At 71.2% G+C, this 15,432-nt stretch carries 11 protein-coding genes and 1 pseudogene; 5 read left to right on the top strand and 7 right to left on the bottom strand.

All coding sequences use genetic code 11. The features are described from left to right. Positions 1-4 precede the first annotated feature (4 nt). A complete protein-coding gene (locus ACZ7IB_RS17160; RefSeq protein WP_470913263.1) occupies positions 5-949 on the bottom strand; it encodes an NADP-dependent oxidoreductase in 945 nt (314 codons plus the stop codon). Positions 950-1,017: 68 nt separating this feature from the next. Continuing rightward, positions 1,018-2,307: a glucarate dehydratase family protein gene (locus ACZ7IB_RS17155; RefSeq protein WP_470913262.1), complete on the bottom strand. Its 1,290-nt coding sequence runs from the start codon at positions 2,305-2,307 to the stop codon at positions 1,018-1,020. Between the two features lie 152 nt (positions 2,308-2,459). Between ACZ7IB_RS17155 and ACZ7IB_RS17150 the strand changes: the two genes are divergently transcribed. Together ACZ7IB_RS17150 and ACZ7IB_RS17145 are read left to right on the top strand one after the other, a co-directional pair. Continuing rightward, positions 2,460-3,482 (top strand): phosphotransferase family protein, encoded by a 1,023-nt coding sequence (locus tag ACZ7IB_RS17150; protein WP_470913261.1) that lies wholly within the window; start codon positions 2,460-2,462, stop codon positions 3,480-3,482. 8 nt (positions 3,483-3,490) lie between these two features. After that, complete coding sequence (locus ACZ7IB_RS17145; protein WP_470913260.1) at positions 3,491-4,717, top strand: acyl-CoA dehydrogenase family protein; 1,227 nt, start codon at positions 3,491-3,493, stop codon at positions 4,715-4,717. A gap of 56 nt (positions 4,718-4,773) precedes the next feature. Here the strand turns inward: ACZ7IB_RS17145 and ACZ7IB_RS17140 are convergent, their stop codons facing one another. Together ACZ7IB_RS17140 and ACZ7IB_RS17135 are read right to left on the bottom strand one after the other, a co-directional pair. Beyond that, complete coding sequence (locus ACZ7IB_RS17140; RefSeq protein WP_470913259.1) at positions 4,774-9,372, bottom strand: HEAT repeat domain-containing protein; 4,599 nt, start codon at positions 9,370-9,372, stop codon at positions 4,774-4,776. A 52-nt stretch (positions 9,373-9,424) separates the two neighbouring features. Further along, positions 9,425-9,589, bottom strand: a complete 165-nt coding sequence (locus ACZ7IB_RS17135) for a hypothetical protein (protein WP_470913258.1) — start codon at positions 9,587-9,589, stop codon at positions 9,425-9,427. Here ACZ7IB_RS17135 and ACZ7IB_RS17130 point away from each other — a divergent pair. Beyond that, on the top strand, positions 9,581-10,036 hold the full coding sequence (locus ACZ7IB_RS17130) for a LysR family transcriptional regulator substrate-binding protein (protein WP_470913257.1): 456 nt from the start codon (positions 9,581-9,583) through the stop codon (positions 10,034-10,036). The genes ACZ7IB_RS17135 and ACZ7IB_RS17130 overlap by 9 nt on opposite strands. Here ACZ7IB_RS17130 and ACZ7IB_RS17125 read toward each other — a convergent pair. Together ACZ7IB_RS17125 and ACZ7IB_RS17120 are read right to left on the bottom strand one after the other, a co-directional pair. Further along, positions 10,033-10,626, bottom strand: coding sequence for a TetR/AcrR family transcriptional regulator (locus ACZ7IB_RS17125; protein ID WP_093541408.1), 594 nt, complete (start codon positions 10,624-10,626; stop codon positions 10,033-10,035). The genes ACZ7IB_RS17130 and ACZ7IB_RS17125 overlap by 4 nt on opposite strands. A gap of 299 nt (positions 10,627-10,925) precedes the next feature. Next, positions 10,926-11,690 (bottom strand): SDR family oxidoreductase, encoded by a 765-nt coding sequence (locus ACZ7IB_RS17120; RefSeq protein WP_470913256.1) that lies wholly within the window; start codon positions 11,688-11,690, stop codon positions 10,926-10,928. A gap of 184 nt (positions 11,691-11,874) precedes the next feature. Between ACZ7IB_RS17120 and ACZ7IB_RS17115 the strand changes: the two genes are divergently transcribed. Continuing rightward, the gene (locus ACZ7IB_RS17115) at positions 11,875-13,140 is read left to right on the top strand and encodes an exo-beta-N-acetylmuramidase NamZ family protein (RefSeq protein ID WP_470913255.1); all 1,266 of its coding nucleotides are present in this window, start codon (positions 11,875-11,877) and stop codon (positions 13,138-13,140) included. 82 nt (positions 13,141-13,222) lie between these two features. Here ACZ7IB_RS17115 and ACZ7IB_RS17110 read toward each other — a convergent pair. Next, positions 13,223-14,589, bottom strand: a pseudogene (locus ACZ7IB_RS17110) (penicillin acylase family protein). Positions 14,590-14,816: 227 nt separating this feature from the next. Here ACZ7IB_RS17110 and ACZ7IB_RS17105 point away from each other — a divergent pair. Continuing rightward, entirely contained in the window at positions 14,817-15,428 is a 612-nt protein-coding gene (locus ACZ7IB_RS17105) for a hypothetical protein (RefSeq protein WP_470913254.1), read from the top strand. The last annotated feature ends 4 nt before the right edge of the window (positions 15,429-15,432 follow it).

Here is a 15,432-nt window from a genome sequence, read left to right as displayed (position 1 = left end):
CGTGTCAGACGTCCGGGGTGTCCCAGGAGACGGTGACGACGATCTTTCCGCGGGTGCGTCCCTGCTCGTTCAGCCGGTAGGCGTCCGCCGCCCGTTCCAGCGGGAAGACCCGGTCCACATGGACGGTGACGATGCCCTGCTCGGCCAGTTCTGCAAGGTGGGCGAGGTCCTTGGCGTCCGGGCGCACGAAGGCGTAGCGGCCGCCGTACGAGAAGACCTCACCGTCCGCGATGGAGGCCAGCCGGCCCTCGGGCTTCAGCACTTCGGCGGAGGCCCGGAGCGCCTCGCCTCCGACGGTGTCGAACGCGGCGTCGACCCCGTCCGGGGCCAGCGCCCGCAGCCGGTCGACGAGGCCGTCCCCGTAGGCCACCGGCTCCCCGCCGAGCTGCCGCACATGTTCGTGGTGGGGTTCGCTCGCGGTGCCGATGACGTGGGCGCCCGCGTGGCGGGCGATCTGGACCGCGAGCGAGCCCACGCCGCCCGCCGCCGCGTGGACGAGGACCGTCTCACCGTCCTGGATCTTCAGTGTGCGGTGGAGCACCTGGTACGCGGTGAGGCCGGCCAGCGGCAGGCCCGCGGCCTCCTCGAAGCTCAGGCTCAGCGGCTTGCGGGCGAGGGTGCGCACGGGTGCGGCAACGTACTCGGCGAACGTACCGCGGCAGAGGAAGTCCTCCCGGACATAGCCGATGACCTCGTCGCCCACCGAGAATTCGTCGACGGCGACACCGGGCTGCACCACGACGCCGGACACGTCCCAGCCGGGGATCACCGGGAACACGGCCTGCAGACCGGCGTCCAGGTAACCCTCGCGGGCCTTCCAGTCGACCGGGTTGACCGCCGCGGCCCGCACCTTCACCAGAACGGTGTCGGGGCCGACCTTGGGGTCGGGCCGTTCCCCGTACTCCAGGACGTCGGCCCCGCCGTACCTGCTGTAGCTGATCGCCTTCATGTACCGAACCCTCGGTGCGGGCCGGGGCCCCCGCAACTCAGGCCGTGGCCGCTGCGGGGAACGTTCCGTCACCAGCGCGGGATCGAGGGGGTCCGCCATCCGGGCTCGGCCTTGCGCATCGCGGCCGCGTCGTCGCGCTCGCGCATCGTGCCGTCGTCGTCGAGCCAGCGCCGGTGCAGCACGGCCAGGCGTTCACGGTCGAGTTCGACGCCGAGCCCTGGCGCGTCGGAGACGGTGAGCCGGCCGCCTCGGAAGACATGGCGGGTGGTGATGACGTCCTCGGTCTGCCAGGGGTAGTGGCTGTCGCAGGCGTAGTCGAGGTTGGGGACGGTGGCCGCGACGTGGGTCATCGCGGCGAGGCTGATGCCGAGGTGGGTGTTGGAATGCATGGAGAGTCCGACGCCGAAGGTACGGCAGATCCCGGCCAGCTCACGGGTGCGGTGCAGGCCGCCCCAGTAGTGGTGGTCGGAGAGCACGACCTGGACGGCGCCGCGGGCGAAGGCCTCCGGGACCTCGGCGAGGGTCGTGACGCACATGTTGGTGGCGAGCGGTACGTCGGTGCCCGCGGCGACGGCGGCCATCAGGTCCGTGCCGCTCGCCGGGTCCTCCAGATATTCGAGTACGTCCTTCAACTGCTCGGCGACGTACAGCGAGGTCTCGACGGACCAGGCGCCGTTGGGGTCGAGGCGCAGCGGCTGCCCCGGGAACTCCTCGGCCAGAGCACGGATCGCGGCGATCTCCTGGTCGGGTTCGAAGACGCCGCCCTTGAGCTTGAAGGAGGAGAAGCCGTGCTCGCGGGCGAAGCGCCGGGCCTGGGCGACGACTCCGGCCGGGTCGGTGGCGGCGCCCCAGTCGTCCTGTTCGCCGCCCTCGGGGTGAGCGGCCCAGCGGTAGAAGAGGTACGCGCTGTACTCCACGCTGTCGCGGACCCTGCCGCCGAGCAGAGCGTGCACGGGGAGGCCGAGGGACTTGCCGAGCGCGTCCAGGCAGGCGACCTCGAAGCCGGAGACGACGGAGAGCCGGAGCTTGTCGGCGGTCTGGACACCGCGCAGCCCACCGGCGTCGACACGCTCGTCGGCCGCGCGTGAATCACCGCACACCTCGTCGGCCAGTGCGAACAGGCCGTTCAGACCGCTGACCGGGCGTCCGACGAGGGCGGTGGCGAGCGGCTGGGCGAGTTCGAGGTACTTGCCGTCCCCGTAGGTCTCCCCGATACCGGTCACACCGCCGCGTGTGACGACTTCCACGATGAGCCGCGGCGTGTACGGCTGGTGGACGCCCTGGGTGTTGAGCAGGGGCGGGTCGGCTATCAGGATCGGGGTCAGCCGGACTTCGTCGATCAGCAGCTCGGTATTCATACGTGAACCATATTCAGGGATACGGCCGAACGCCAGACTCCGGCCCGAGTCGGAGCGGAGCCCACGTGCCGGATCCCGGGAGTCCACTGGACGGCATACCGACTGGTCGGCATCATGAACACCGACCGTCTTTCACCCCGGAGGTGCGCACGATGAGCCCAGTCCACCCGCCAGGTCTCGACCTCGACCGGCTGCGCGGATATCTCGACCGCGAGCGGCCGGATCTGGTGAACGGACCGCTCGAAGCCCGGCTCGTCGAGGGCGGTCGCTCCAACCTGACGTACATCGTCACGGACGGCACCGGCCACTGGGTCGTGCGCAGGCCCCCGCTGGGTCATGTGCTGGCCACCGCACACGACATGAAGCGCGAGCACCGGGTGATCAGCGCCCTGCACCCCACGGCCGTTCCGGTGCCCGAACCGGTGCTGCTCTGCGAGGACGACTCGGTGATCGGGTCGCCCTTCTACGTCATGGAGTACGTCGAGGGCACCCCGTACCGCACGGCCGAGCAGCTCGCCCCGCTGGGCGCCGAGCGCACCCGGGAGGCCGTCCTCGGTCTCGTCGACACCCTTGCCGAACTGCACGCCGTGGACCCCGAGTCCGTCGGGCTCGGCGACTTCGGGCGCCCCGAGGGCTTCCTCGACCGGCAGCTCCGCCGCTGGGGCAAGCAGCTGGACGCGTCCCGCAACCGCGGACTGCCCGGCATCGACGAGTTGCACGCCGCGCTCGGCCGAGAACTGCCCGTCTCCCCCGCGCCCACCGTCGTACACGGCGACTACCGTCTGGACAACGTCCTGATCGGCTCCGACGACCGGATCAAGGCCGTTCTCGACTGGGAGATGTCGACGCTCGGCGACCCGCTGACCGACCTCGGCCTGCTGGTGATGTACAGCTCCGACCTCGGTCTGACGAAGTCCCCGGTCTCCACCACCAGCGGAGCGGCCGGCCATCCCACCCCCGCCGAACTGGTCGAGCGCTACGCCGCACGCTCCGGCCGGGACACCTCCGCCATCTCCTGGTACACGGCGTTCGCCTGGTTCAAGCTCGCCGTGATCCTGGAGGGCATCCACTACCGCTACACCCTGGGCCAGACCGTCGGCGCCGGCTTCGACCGCATCGGCGATCTCGTCCCCGTCTTCATCGAGCACGGCCTCACCACCCTCCAGGAAGGCTGATCACCCCCATGGACTTCGCATTCGACGCCCGTACCGAAGAGCTGCGCGACAAGCTGCTCACCTTCATGGACGAACATGTCTACCCGGCCGAGAAGACCGCGGACGAACAGCGCGCGCTCCTGGCCTCACCGTGGGACACCCCGCAGATCATCGAGACCCTGAAGGCCGAGGCGCGGCGGCAGGGGCTGTGGAACCTCTTCCTCCCCGATGCCGAGTACGGCGCCGGACTGACCAACCTCCAGTACGCACCGCTCGCCGAAATCACCGGCCGTTCACCGCAGTTGGCGCCGACCGCACTCAACTGCGCGGCCCCGGACACCGGAAACATGGAGGTGCTCTTCCAGTTCGCCACGGACGAGCAGAAGAAGCAGTGGCTGGAGCCGCTGCTCGCCGGGGAGATCCGCTCTGCGTTCGCGATGACGGAGCCCGAGGTGGCCTCGTCGGACGCGACCAACATCGAGACGCGCATCGTGCGCGAAGGTGATGACTACGTCATCAACGGTCGCAAGTGGTACATCTCCGGGGCGATGAACCCGGACTGCCAGATCTTCATCGTGATGGGCAAGACAGCGACTGCCGATACCCCTGACGGCGCCGACATCCGCCGCCAGCAGTCGATGATCCTGGTCCCACGCGACACCCCCGGTCTCGAAGTGCGGCGCGCCATGCAGGTGTACGGCTACGAGGACCACTATCACGGCGGTCACGCCGAGGTCGTCTTCACGGACGTACGGGTGCCCGCCGCGAACCTGATCGGCGAGGCGGGCGGCGGCTTCGCGATCGCCCAGGCCCGCCTCGGCCCGGGCCGCATCCACCACTGCATGCGGCTGATCGGGATGGCCGAGCGGGCCATCGAGCTGATGTGCAAGCGGGCGGTGTCCCGTACGGCCTTCGGCAAGCCGCTCGCCCAGCAGGGCGTCGTGCAGAACTGGATCGCGGACGCGCGGGTCACGGTGGAGCAGTTGAGGCTGCTGGTACTGAAGACGGCATGGCTGATGGACACGGTCGGCAACCGGGGGGCGCACACGGAGATCCAGGCCATCAAGATCGCCACCCCGCGCGGGGTGGTCGACATCCTCGACCAGGCGGTGCAGCTGCACGGCGCGGGCGGCGTGAGCCAGGACTTCCCGCTGGCGGAACTGTGGGCGGCGGCGCGGACGTTGCGGCTGGCGGACGGGCCGGACGAGGTGCATCAGCGGTCGTTGGCCCGGCGGGAGATCAAGCGGTACATGTAGCCGGTGCCCGGGCGGGGTCGGTGGGTGCGAGGGCCCGCCCGGTTGCCGTTTCGTCCTCAATCGCCGGACGGGCTGGGAATGTTGCCGGACGGACTTGAATTTCTGAGCCGGTCGAGGACGTCCGTGTAGAGGGAGCGTTTGTCGGGGCGGGCGTGGGCGGCAGCTTGGCGCAGGGCGGGGATCGCCGCCTCGCTCATCCCGATGAGCCCCTCGGCCGCCGTCCTGCGCACGACGGGGTGCGGGTGCGCGAGCAGTCCGGTCACGGCGGGGATCGCGGGCTCCCAGCCGGCGTGGCAGAGCGTGCGGATCGCCGTACGCGTCAATTCCGGCCGGGGGTCGTCCAGCAGGAGCATGGTGTGGCTCAGGTAGGTACCCCGGTCCAGCATCGTCCGTGAGGTCCGGTGGGCGCGCAGGCGTACCTTGGCCCGGGGATGGTTCAGCAATTCACCGATCAGGTCGCGCAGTCCGGGGTCCGGGCCCGAGTGGGCCTCGGCCAGTTCTGTGAGTGCCCCGCATATCTGTTCCGGGGTGCCGGTTCGGGCCAGGTCCAGCAGTTCCTGCCTGGACGGGCGGTGCGAAGCTCCGCCGGGTGCGGCCGGGGGGCGGTCACGGAGCGCTGTCAGCGCTGCCGCGTCCTGCTGTGCGGCGTCCGGGCCGCGCAGCGGACCCTCGACGAGAAGAAGCCGGTCCGCCATGTCGTCGCGTCCTTCGGCGCGCAGCCGCCGACACGTGCGCGTCAGCGCGGGGGTGCGCAGGAGTCGGCGGTCGAGGAGCAGGTCGAGGCAGCCCCAGGCCCCGGCGTCGAGGCGGTCTCCGAGGGTCCTGGCGAGCGCGTCGGCGGGGTAGTTGCGCAGTGCGTCGCCGACTGCCGGTCCGTCGGCGGGCGGGGCGTGCTCCCACCAGTCCAGCAGCAGCGGCACCAGCGGTTCCAGTGTCCACGGGGAGAGCTTCGAGGCCGCGAGAGCCACCCTGTCGTGCAGGACGTCCTCGCCCCGGAGCTCCGTCTCGTCGAGGGTGCGCAGTGCACGGGCCAGGTCCACGCCGATGGGTATGTCGATGTGCCCGCGGAGGTACGCGCGAAGAACCGGCAGCCGGGCCTCGGGCTCGGGCCACTTCGCCAGCGCCAGGGCGGCGGTCTCCCTGCGGCCCGCATGAGTCGACCCCAGCATGTCGAGCAGGCGCTCCCTCAGGGCCGCCGAGCGGGGCTGGTCGAGGTCGTCGATGTGTACGTGCCGGGGCAGCGGCGTCGGAGCCTTGGCGGTCTCGGTGATGGTCCAGGGCGGTGCGTCGAGGGGCTGAAGAAGCGTCATCCAGTCGAGCAGGGCGGCTTGGACTTCGGGGTCCGCGCCGTGGTGGACCTCGATCAGTGCGGTCAGCCGGTCCCGCGAACCGACCCTGCCGTCGTCCTGTCGGCGGAACTCCTCCAGAGTGTCCGGTGCGCGCACCGCGTCGTCCAGCGCCGCCCGCCATGCCCGCGCCTCGGCGGGCACGGGTGCCGCGGTGGTCTCCGGGGCTGCGAACGCCTCCCTCAGCACGGCGGCCTGGGCCTGCCAGGGGTCGGCGCCGAGCCGGGCCGACGCGAGTGCCTGATCGAGGTCGGCGCGGACCGGCACCGCGCCGAGGAGGCGCAGCAGCGTCAGCGTGGACCGGCCCGGCGTCGTGGGTGCGGGACGCAGTGCCCGTACCGCAGCGGCGACGGCCGGCCTGCCGGCCCCCGTCAGCATCGGCGCGACCTCTTCGAGTACCGCGACCAGGTCGTGCCGGTCCTCGTCCCGGGCGTCGACGAGCGCGTCGAGCAGGACCCGTGCGGACCGGGCGAATGCCGTCAGTTCCCCGGCCGTCCGGGGTGCGGGGCAGATGCGCAGCGCGAGCCGCACCAGCCTGTCCCGGGCCGCGGGCCGGGAGCCGGCCAGCCGGAGCCAGTCCGTGAGCATCGGCCGCAGCTCGTTCAGCCGGTCGGGGTGGAGCGGCGCGTCCCTCTCGGCGACGCGCAGCGCGACCGAGGGATTCCAGCCGCCGGCCACCAGCGACCTGATGTCACGGTCCGCCGCAGTGTCCTGCGATGACCGCTGTGCGACGGCCGATGTGGTGATGCCATGCCTGGCCAGCGGTATCGCCAGATCCTGCACGTCCCCGGAGGCCAGAGCGACCCGGCCGTCCGCCACCAGGGAGAGCAGGGCGGCCACCACCGGTGACGCCTGGTCGTCCAGCGCGAGGACCGAGCGGGCGCCGAGGGCGCCGTCGAGGCCCGCCAGCAGCAGTTCGCGGGTACGGCCGTCCTGGCTGTGCTCGGCGGCGGCGAGAAGGGTCGCCGCGTAGGCGTCGCCGAGGACGGCACGCAGAGCCGCGACGAGCGTGCCGCGCAGCCCGGGGTTGTCGTGGCGCCCGAGCCAGAAGAGCAGCTTGGGCAGCGCCGCCGGTGTGCCCGCGCGGACCAGCACCTCGGCGGCGGTCTTCTTGATGTTCATGTTCGGATGGTCGAGACATGCGGCGATCGCGGTGCACGCCCAGTGGGCCTGTGCGTGACCCAGTGCGAGCAGGGCCTGCCGGACGGTCTGGATGTCCTGGGCGGTGGTCAGCGCGATCAGGGTCGCCGACAGCGCCTGTGCGTCCTCGCCCGTGGCGTCGCGCGCGAGCAGGGCGATGACGTGTTTGCGTACGTGCCGGTCGCGGTGGCGCAGCAGCCGGTGCACCCGGGCGCGAGTGCCCGCCCAGGGGGCCCGGAGCAGCAGTTCGAGCAGGATCGTCCGCTCACGGTCGGACAGTCCGGGCCGGTCCAGCAGGTCCAGTGCCATGGTCGCGACGAGTGCGTGGCCGGCCTCTTGCGCATCTGCCGTGTCGAGCAGGCAGACCGGCCGGATCGCGCCCCGCTCGTGGAGACGGCGGCCCAGGGCGTGCACGGCGTCCAGGACCTCTTGGGGCACCACGGGCTCACCGCCGGGCTGGCCGTGCTGCCACTCCCGCAGCGCCGCCTGCTCGGCCACGATGCGCAGCAGCAGGGCTGCGATGGCCGGCAGGGTGCCTGCGTTGCCGTGGTCCGTAAGACGGCACAGCGCCGCCACCGGCTCGTCCGGGTTCAGATGGGAACGCAGCAGGGCCAGTTCCCGCTCGTCCGGGCCACCCAGGTCCGCCGCGATGCGCGCCGGCAGGTCGACCGGATCCAGCCGTACGAGGAGGGCGCGCCGGTGCGCCGGATCGCGGGTCAGCTGCCACAGCAGTTCGAGGGCGCGGTCCCGTACGGCGTACAGGTGGGGGGCGACCGGGTCACCGGCCAGGCCCAGCCCTTCTCGCAGGGCCAGTACCGTCCGCTGCCCTCCGATGGCCTCCAGAACGTCCAGGGCCGCGGCGGGCTCCGAGGGCAGCAGAGCGATCACGGCGTCCTCGGCATCCGCATGGCGCAGCTCCCGGATCGCGTCGAGGAACGGACCGGGGGCGGGGGCCGAAGGAAGTACGCGTGCGATCGCGTCCCCGATCGGAAGCTCGCCCGTTCCCTGCCCGGCCAGGGCCACCAGCAGGGCGAGCCCTCGCGGCCTGCTCGGATCATCGGCGGCCGTCTCCGTCAGTACCCGGAACGCCTCCTTCCGGCAGGTGAACAGGATCGTCGCGATCTCGCGGGGCGGAATCGAGTGATCGGCCAGGGCCAGGCCGATCACGGCCGGAACTTCCGGACCGTCCACGAAGTGCCCGCGCCGGTGGAGACCGCGCAGGCACGTCACCGTCGGCCTGCCGAACAGCAGCGGATCGCGTGTGGCGACGGCCGTGAGTTCACCGATGTCGTCGCGGTCCGCCAGATCGCCGAGCAGTTCCATTCCCCGTCGGCGAAGGCCCGGCGGAAGATCCGGATCGTCGATGATCTGCCGCAGCAGGTCCTTGTGGCCGTGGCGGGCGGCGGCCGCGAGGGCAGCATCGGCCACCGCGGGCCTGTCCTTCGCCGAACCGGCGGCGAGAAATGGAGAAATGCGCCCCTGCGGCAGCGGCTCGATCGCCGCCCACGGCTCGGTGAGTTCGTCCAGCGCGCCGACGACGACCCGGTCGCTGTCGGCGTCGAGCAGGCCGATCAGGTCTTCGCGGACCAGCGCGGGAGCCAGCAGTCCGGCGTGCAGCCCCTGCCGCGCGAGCCGCAGCGCCTCGGCCCGCAGCACGGGGTCGCCGCTGTCCGCCAGTTCGTCCACGAGTTGGGCCGGCCGATGCGCCGCGGTGATACCCATCTCCCGTACGGCCTGGTAGAGGAGTTCACCCGGGGCTTCGTCACGGATCACCGCCGGCTCGTCGAGGAGTTCGGAGCGCAGCCACGCGATCCTCACCCGTACCGGGAGCCCGGCCGTGCGCCATGACGGGCGGGGGCGGCCCCGGAGACGGTGGCCGAGTCGCTCGTAGAGCTCCGCCAGGAGGAGATCCGCCTCCGGCGGCCCCATCAGCGATACGGGCAGCAGCCCGGCGAGTTCGGCCGTCTCGCCGTCGTCGGACGGGCGGCCCGCTGTCACTCGCTCGGTGAGCAGGACCAGCCCCAGATGACGCAGGGCGGGGTCCTCGTGCCGGATCAGACGTCCGAGGACTGCCGGTGGGCAGTCCTGCGCGTCCAGGAGCCTCGACAGCCGCCCGGCGTCGGCCCGGCGTACGGCATCGTGGAACTGTTCGTCGGCCGGTGTCTTCACCGTCGGATGCTAACCGGGGCACTCCCGGCTCCACCAACGGATTCCGCCCCCGTCAGTAGCCGCCGAACGGCACGTGGTCGGCCAGCGCCAGGTCGCGGGCGAAAGCCCTCACACGCAACAGGCACCGGGCGACGAGGCGGACGGCCGGTGTGTGGCGCGGGCCGTATGCCGCGGCCCAGAGTGCGGGAACGTGTGCGGATGGCTGGATGTGAGTCATACATCCAGCTTCGCCCCGTACCGGCGGTCGGTCCTGGTCGGGTTCGCGACCTGGCACGAGGACCTGGTGCCGATCGCCGCGGCGGGCCATCGGCCGGCGACGGCCGGACGCACCCTGCTCAAGGATCTCGCCGACGAGCCGTTCGTGGACTTCCGCGCGCGCACCGGTCTGGAGACCGCGGTACGGAGGCCGGCCGCGCACTGCGGTCCGGAGCGCCGGATCACCCGTGACGTCACTCAGATCCGGCTGCTCGTCGATCTCGTGCGGGCCGGGACCGGTGTGGCGATCGTGCCGCGGCGGATCGGTGCGGAAGCGGGGCTGCCGTGTGTGAGCATCCGCCGGCCGGAGCCCGGCCGGACGGTGGTCCTTGCGGGGGCGGGCACCCCCCAACCCGGCGGCAAAGGCGCTCCTCGACCGGCTGACCGGCGGCGCTCCCCGGGTGACTAGGGACGCAGGGCGCGCAGCAGCAGGTCGGCCAGGTGGTCGGCGACCTCCTGCTGGCTGAGCGGGCCGTCGGGCCGGTACCAGGTGGACAGATGGTGGACCGAGCCGAAGTGGTAGTCCACGATCAGGTCCGCCGGGGTGGCCGTGGAGAACACTCCGCTCCGCTGGCCCTCTTCCACCAGGGCCCGGAAGCGCTCGTGGTAGCGGCGCCGCTCCACCCGTACCTGCTTGTTCTTCTCCGGGCTGAGGTGATGCATCGACCGGAAGAAGATCGAGGCGTCGTCGAGGTTCTCGATGGTCGTGACGACCACGTCCGCGGCGGCGTCGCGCAGCCGCTGTTCGACCGGGGCGTCGGCGTCCGCGAAGGCGTCGAGGCGCTCCTGCTGAAGCCGGAGCACTCGGGCGTAGACCTCCTGGAGGAGGTCCTCCTTGGAGCCGAAGTAGTGGTAGAGCGCACCCTTGGTGACGCCTGCCGCCTCGACGATCTCCTGGACCGAGGTGCGGTCGTACCCCTGCTCGGCGAAGAGCCGGGTGGCGGCGGCCAGCAGCCGCTGAGGAACGGGGGCCGTGTCCCCGTCCGTCGCCTTGGCCATTGCCGCCACCTTCCTTCCGTACCGTGCGTGAATCCGTGCTGTGCGTGAAACGGTCTATCGAGGGGAACGCAGTTCCCGCCTGAGGATCTTCCCACTCGCCGTCTTCGGGAGTTCGGTCAGGATCTCGACCTCGCGCGGGTACTTCTACGCGGCCGGCCGCGCTCGCATTGTCCGGCCTCGTCCGGGAGGCGTCGCCCCTGACCGAAGGCTAAGAACATACGTTCCCATTGGTGCGGGCTGGGCGCGCTGGGCCTCGCCGAGCAGGGAGATCCAGGGCTTTGCCGCGTAGATGGACTCGGTCATGCGCCGGTCTCCTCCCACTTCTGCTGGAGGTGGTTCATACTGCCGAGCCAGTGGTCGGTGTCCTTGCTGCGGGCCCGGTAGAAACCGGCGACCTCGGGGTGCGGCAGGACGAGGAAGCGGTCCTCGGCCATGGCGTCGAAGAGCGCGTCGGCGACCGCCTCGGGCTCGATGGCGCTGGGCGCGAGGACGAGTTCGCCGGCCGATCCGGCGGCGGTGAGCATGTCCGTACGCACGCCCTGCGGGCAGATCGCGTGGACCTTGATGCCGCGGTGGCGGTAGGTCAGCGAGAGCCATTCGGCGAAGGCGACGGCACCGTGCTTGGTGACGCTGTACGGTGCGGCGCCGATCATCGTCAGCAGTCCGGCGGCGGAGGCGGTCGAGACGAAGCGGCCGCTGCCGCGCTCCAGCCAGTCCGGCAGCAGCGCCCTCGCCGCGCGGACATGGGCCATCACGTTGACGTCCCAGGCGGCGGCCCAGACCTCCTCGTCGGCGAAGACATCGCCGGGCGAGGCGAGGCCCGCGTTGGCGCAGTAGATGTCGACGGTGCCGTCCAGCGCTTCGCGGGCGGCGTCCACGATCTGCGAGGCGTCACCGGTCACGGCGGTGCCGCCGATCTCCTCGGCCAGCGGCTTGATCCGGGCCTCGTCGAGGTCGTTGACGACGACCCTGGCGCCTTCCGCGGCGAATCTGCGGGCCAGAGCGGCTCCGATGCCGCCTCCGGCCCCTGTGACCACTACGCCCGCGCCCTGCACCGTACTCATCGGGTCCCGCCCCTCTCAGCCGACTACCCCGCAGACTAACCAGTCGGTATGTCGTAGTGGAAGGGCTTGACACCGCTCGGGCGGCACTCCTGTCACAACCGAATCGTCCGGCTCATTCCGTATGGCCTGAACGCGCGCTAGCGTGCGTGACCATGACAGACGTCGCGATCACGGAGGTAGCTGAATGAGCCTGTCCAGACGTGGCTTGCTGGCCGCCGGCGGTGCGGTGGGAGCCCTCGCGGCGACGGCCGCCGGTACCGGGGTCGCGACCGCCGCCCCCACCCCCGGCAAGGGGCACGGCCGGATCCGCACCGGCTTCGACCGGCTGGCCGCGGACGGCTACGCGCTGCTGAAGGGGCAGAAGGTCGGTGTCGTCACCAACCCGACCGGGATCACCTCCGATGTGCGCCACATCGTCGATGTGATGCACCCGGATGAGCGGGTGAACCTGGTCGCGGTCTTCGGACCCGAGCACGGCTTCCGCGGCACCGCGCAGGCGGGCGGTTCCGAGGGGCGGTACGACGACCCGGCGACCGGACTCCCCGTCTACGACACGTACTTGAAGAGCGGGCAGCCGCTCGCCGATGTCTTCACCGCGTCCGGCGTGGACACGATCGTCTTCGACATCCAGGACGCGGGCGCCCGCTTCTACACATACATCTGGACGCTGTACGACTGCATGGAGGCGGCGGCTCTCGCGGGCAAGCGGTTCGTCGTCCTGGACCGGCCGAACCCGGTGACCGGGCGGGCGGCACTCGGACCGGTGCTCGACCCGGCGTTCTCCACGTTCGTGGGCCGCCGGGAGATCTCGCAGGCGCACGGTATGACGGTCACCGAGCTGGCTCTGCTCTTCAATGCGCAATTCCTGGCCCAGCGGCCGGTCGACCTGCGCATCGTGAAGATGTCGGGGTGGAAGCGCTCGGACTTCTTCGACGCGAGCGGGCTGCCCTGGGTTCCGCCGAGCCCCAATATGCCGACGCCGGACACGGCGCTGGTCTACTCGGGGACCTGCCTGTTCGAGGGCACGAACCTCTCCGAAGGACGCGGCACCACCCGGCCGTTCGAACTGCTCGGCGCGGAGGGCATCGACCACCGGTGGGCGGCGGCCGCGAACGCGCTCGACCTGCCCGGAGTCGCGTTCCGCGAGGCGTACTTCGCGCCGACGTTCTCCAAGTTCCAGGGCAAGACGGTCGGCGGGGTGCAGCTGCACGTCCAGGACCGCGAGGTCTTCGATCCGGTACGCACGGGCATCGCGCTGCTGGTGACGGCGAAGCGGACGTGGAGCGGGTTCGCGTGGCGCTCCGACAACTGGATCGACAAGCTCACCGGCAACACGCGGGTCCGCACGATGATCGACGCGGGGGCGGACACCGATGAGGTGGTGGGGGCGTGGGCGGAGGATCTCGCCGCGTTCCGGGCCGTGCGGAAGAGGTATCTCCAGTACCGGTGAGAGGGGCCGGGCGGGTCCGAGGATTCGGGCCCCGCCCGGCGCACCGGTTCCGTCCTCGAACGCCGGACGGAACAAAAACGCCCTACCGGTGGGCGGGGAACTCCACCACCTGCTGGTACGTCGGGCGGTTCTGCCAGTGGATGGACTTCTGGGCGATCCCGCCGAGCGGCCGGTGGACGATGGAGTCCATGCACCACTGCTCGCCGGCCTTGCAGCTGTCGTCACCCGGGTAGACCTCCGCGGCCGGCTCCGCCGCAGCCGCCTTCAGGGACGCCAGCAGCGCGTCACGGCAACTGGCCAGATCGCCGTTCCCGCAGTAGGTCTTGGCCAGCGGACCCTTGACCGGCTGCCCCAGGACCCGGCGCAGGTCCTTGTCCACGAAGCCCCACCAGCCGTACTGGAACGCCGAACCACTGTGCGCCCCGCTCGGCCCGTGGCCGGCCGCCGGGGACTCGTCGGTGGCGAGGTTCGCGGTCAGCGCCCCGTACAGGCCGTCGCCGAGACCCGGCTTGAACTCGGCCTCGACCAGCTTCGGCCACCATGCGTCCATGATCCGTACCGCGTCGGCGTAGGTGTACGCATGCGATCCGGGGCTGCTCTCCTTACGCTGCGAACCTGCCGCCCGCCAGGACTGCAACTGCTGGACGACGCCGTTCAGTTCCGGATCGGTGACCGGCCGGGAGCGGATCACCTTCAGCAGTTCGGGCAGCAGCTGCTCGCCGCGCAGATCGGTGACGGCGGCCTCGGCCATCGCCCGGGTGAGGGACCCACGGGTCACGCCGCCCTCCTCGACCAGCTTCGCCACCCGGTCGTCCAGCCAGGTGGTACGCAGCGAGGTGTAGGCGACGGGCTTGCCGCCCACGGTGGCGCGGTGGGTGACGACTGCTCCAGGCCCTGGTTGGCCAGCGCGCCACCGGCGAACGAGGTCAGTTCGCCGCGCCCGATGTGCCGGAAGAGGTCCATCAGCCAGAGCCGGTCCTGCCCGGACGCGAATCCGGCGCCGAACTCGGTGCCGTAACGGGTGGTGCCCTTGATGTGCGGCACGCCGGATGTCTTGTCACGGGTGATCGTGACATCGTCGCGCGGCGAGGTGACGGACTCGACCTGGTTCTCGGGGACGCCGAACGAGGCGTCGTTGAAGAAGTCGGTCAGCTTCTGGTCGGTGAGACCGGTGTGCCCGGCCACCAGGCCGTTGTAGCGGTCGAGTTGGTCGTCGATGTGGGCGGGGTGCGTACCGAACGCCTTGTTGCCGAGGATGTCGACGAGCGTGGCGTTGCCGTTCTCGCCGGGCGGCAGGATGTCGTCGCACTGCCCCTGGCAGTAGTCGGTGGCGGGTGCGGGTTCCGCTGCCGCGGCGCCGGACTGCGGCGAGGCCGCCAGCAGGGTGGTGCCGAGTGCGAGAACCGCCGCGACGGTGGCGGCTCTGAACTTGACGGTGCGTGGGGGCACGCGTGCTCCTCCGAGAGGCCGATGCGCCGGAGGTTACCGGCGGTATGACCCACCGGTAAGGTGAGCAACAGTCACCTTTTCCGAATCATCACATGCCGTCGCATGCGGCCCTCATGACGATGAGTCATCTCACATCGTGGACGTCACCACATTTCGATGGATCCGAATCGGGCAGCCGTACGTCCATTCCTTGACGCCGAAGTACGAGCGACGGAGGTGGCAGTGCAGTGGCCGGATTCCGGAGTCTTGCGAGACAGGTCCGCGATCCACGGGGCGACCTGGCGCTGCGGCGGTACTCGCTGCGCAAGTGCCTGGAGAGGTTCGCCCCTTACGGGCATCGGGCGACCTGGGATCATCTGTGCGCCCGGCACGGGATCGAGCCCGAGGACCGGTCCCCCGATCCGGTGCGGCTGATGCGCGCACTGGACGAACTGGAGGCGGCGCGGGCCGTCTGGCTCGGATACGAGGCGGGTTTCGCCGAGCGCCGCAGGCGGGAGAAGCACGACGGGCTGCGCAGGCCCGGCACGTTCGACGACTGGCACCGGCGCACCTGGGGCGGCCACGGCGTCGCCCGCTGCGAGGACCCGACGGTTCACCCCTCGGCGCCGCTCGCCGAGGTTCTCGGCCGGCTGATCGCCGCACTGGAGTCGGAACCGGGCGCGTCCTGCCCTGTGTGCGCGAGCACCGAGATCGTCTGGCGGCCGGATCTGGAGTGCGAGCCGTGGTCGGGGCCGGTCTGCACGGGGTGCGGGATCGTGGTGCCGCAGCCGATGCTCACACCGGGGGCGCTGGCGAAGGCCCGGGGCGCACGGCGCCGGGATCTGGCGTCGGCGGCGTGACGGA

It is taken from the genome of Streptomyces sp. NPDC037301 (assembly GCF_055602785.1).
Note: the sequence above shows the minus strand (reverse complement) of the source record. Positions and strands in the feature narration are given on the sequence as shown.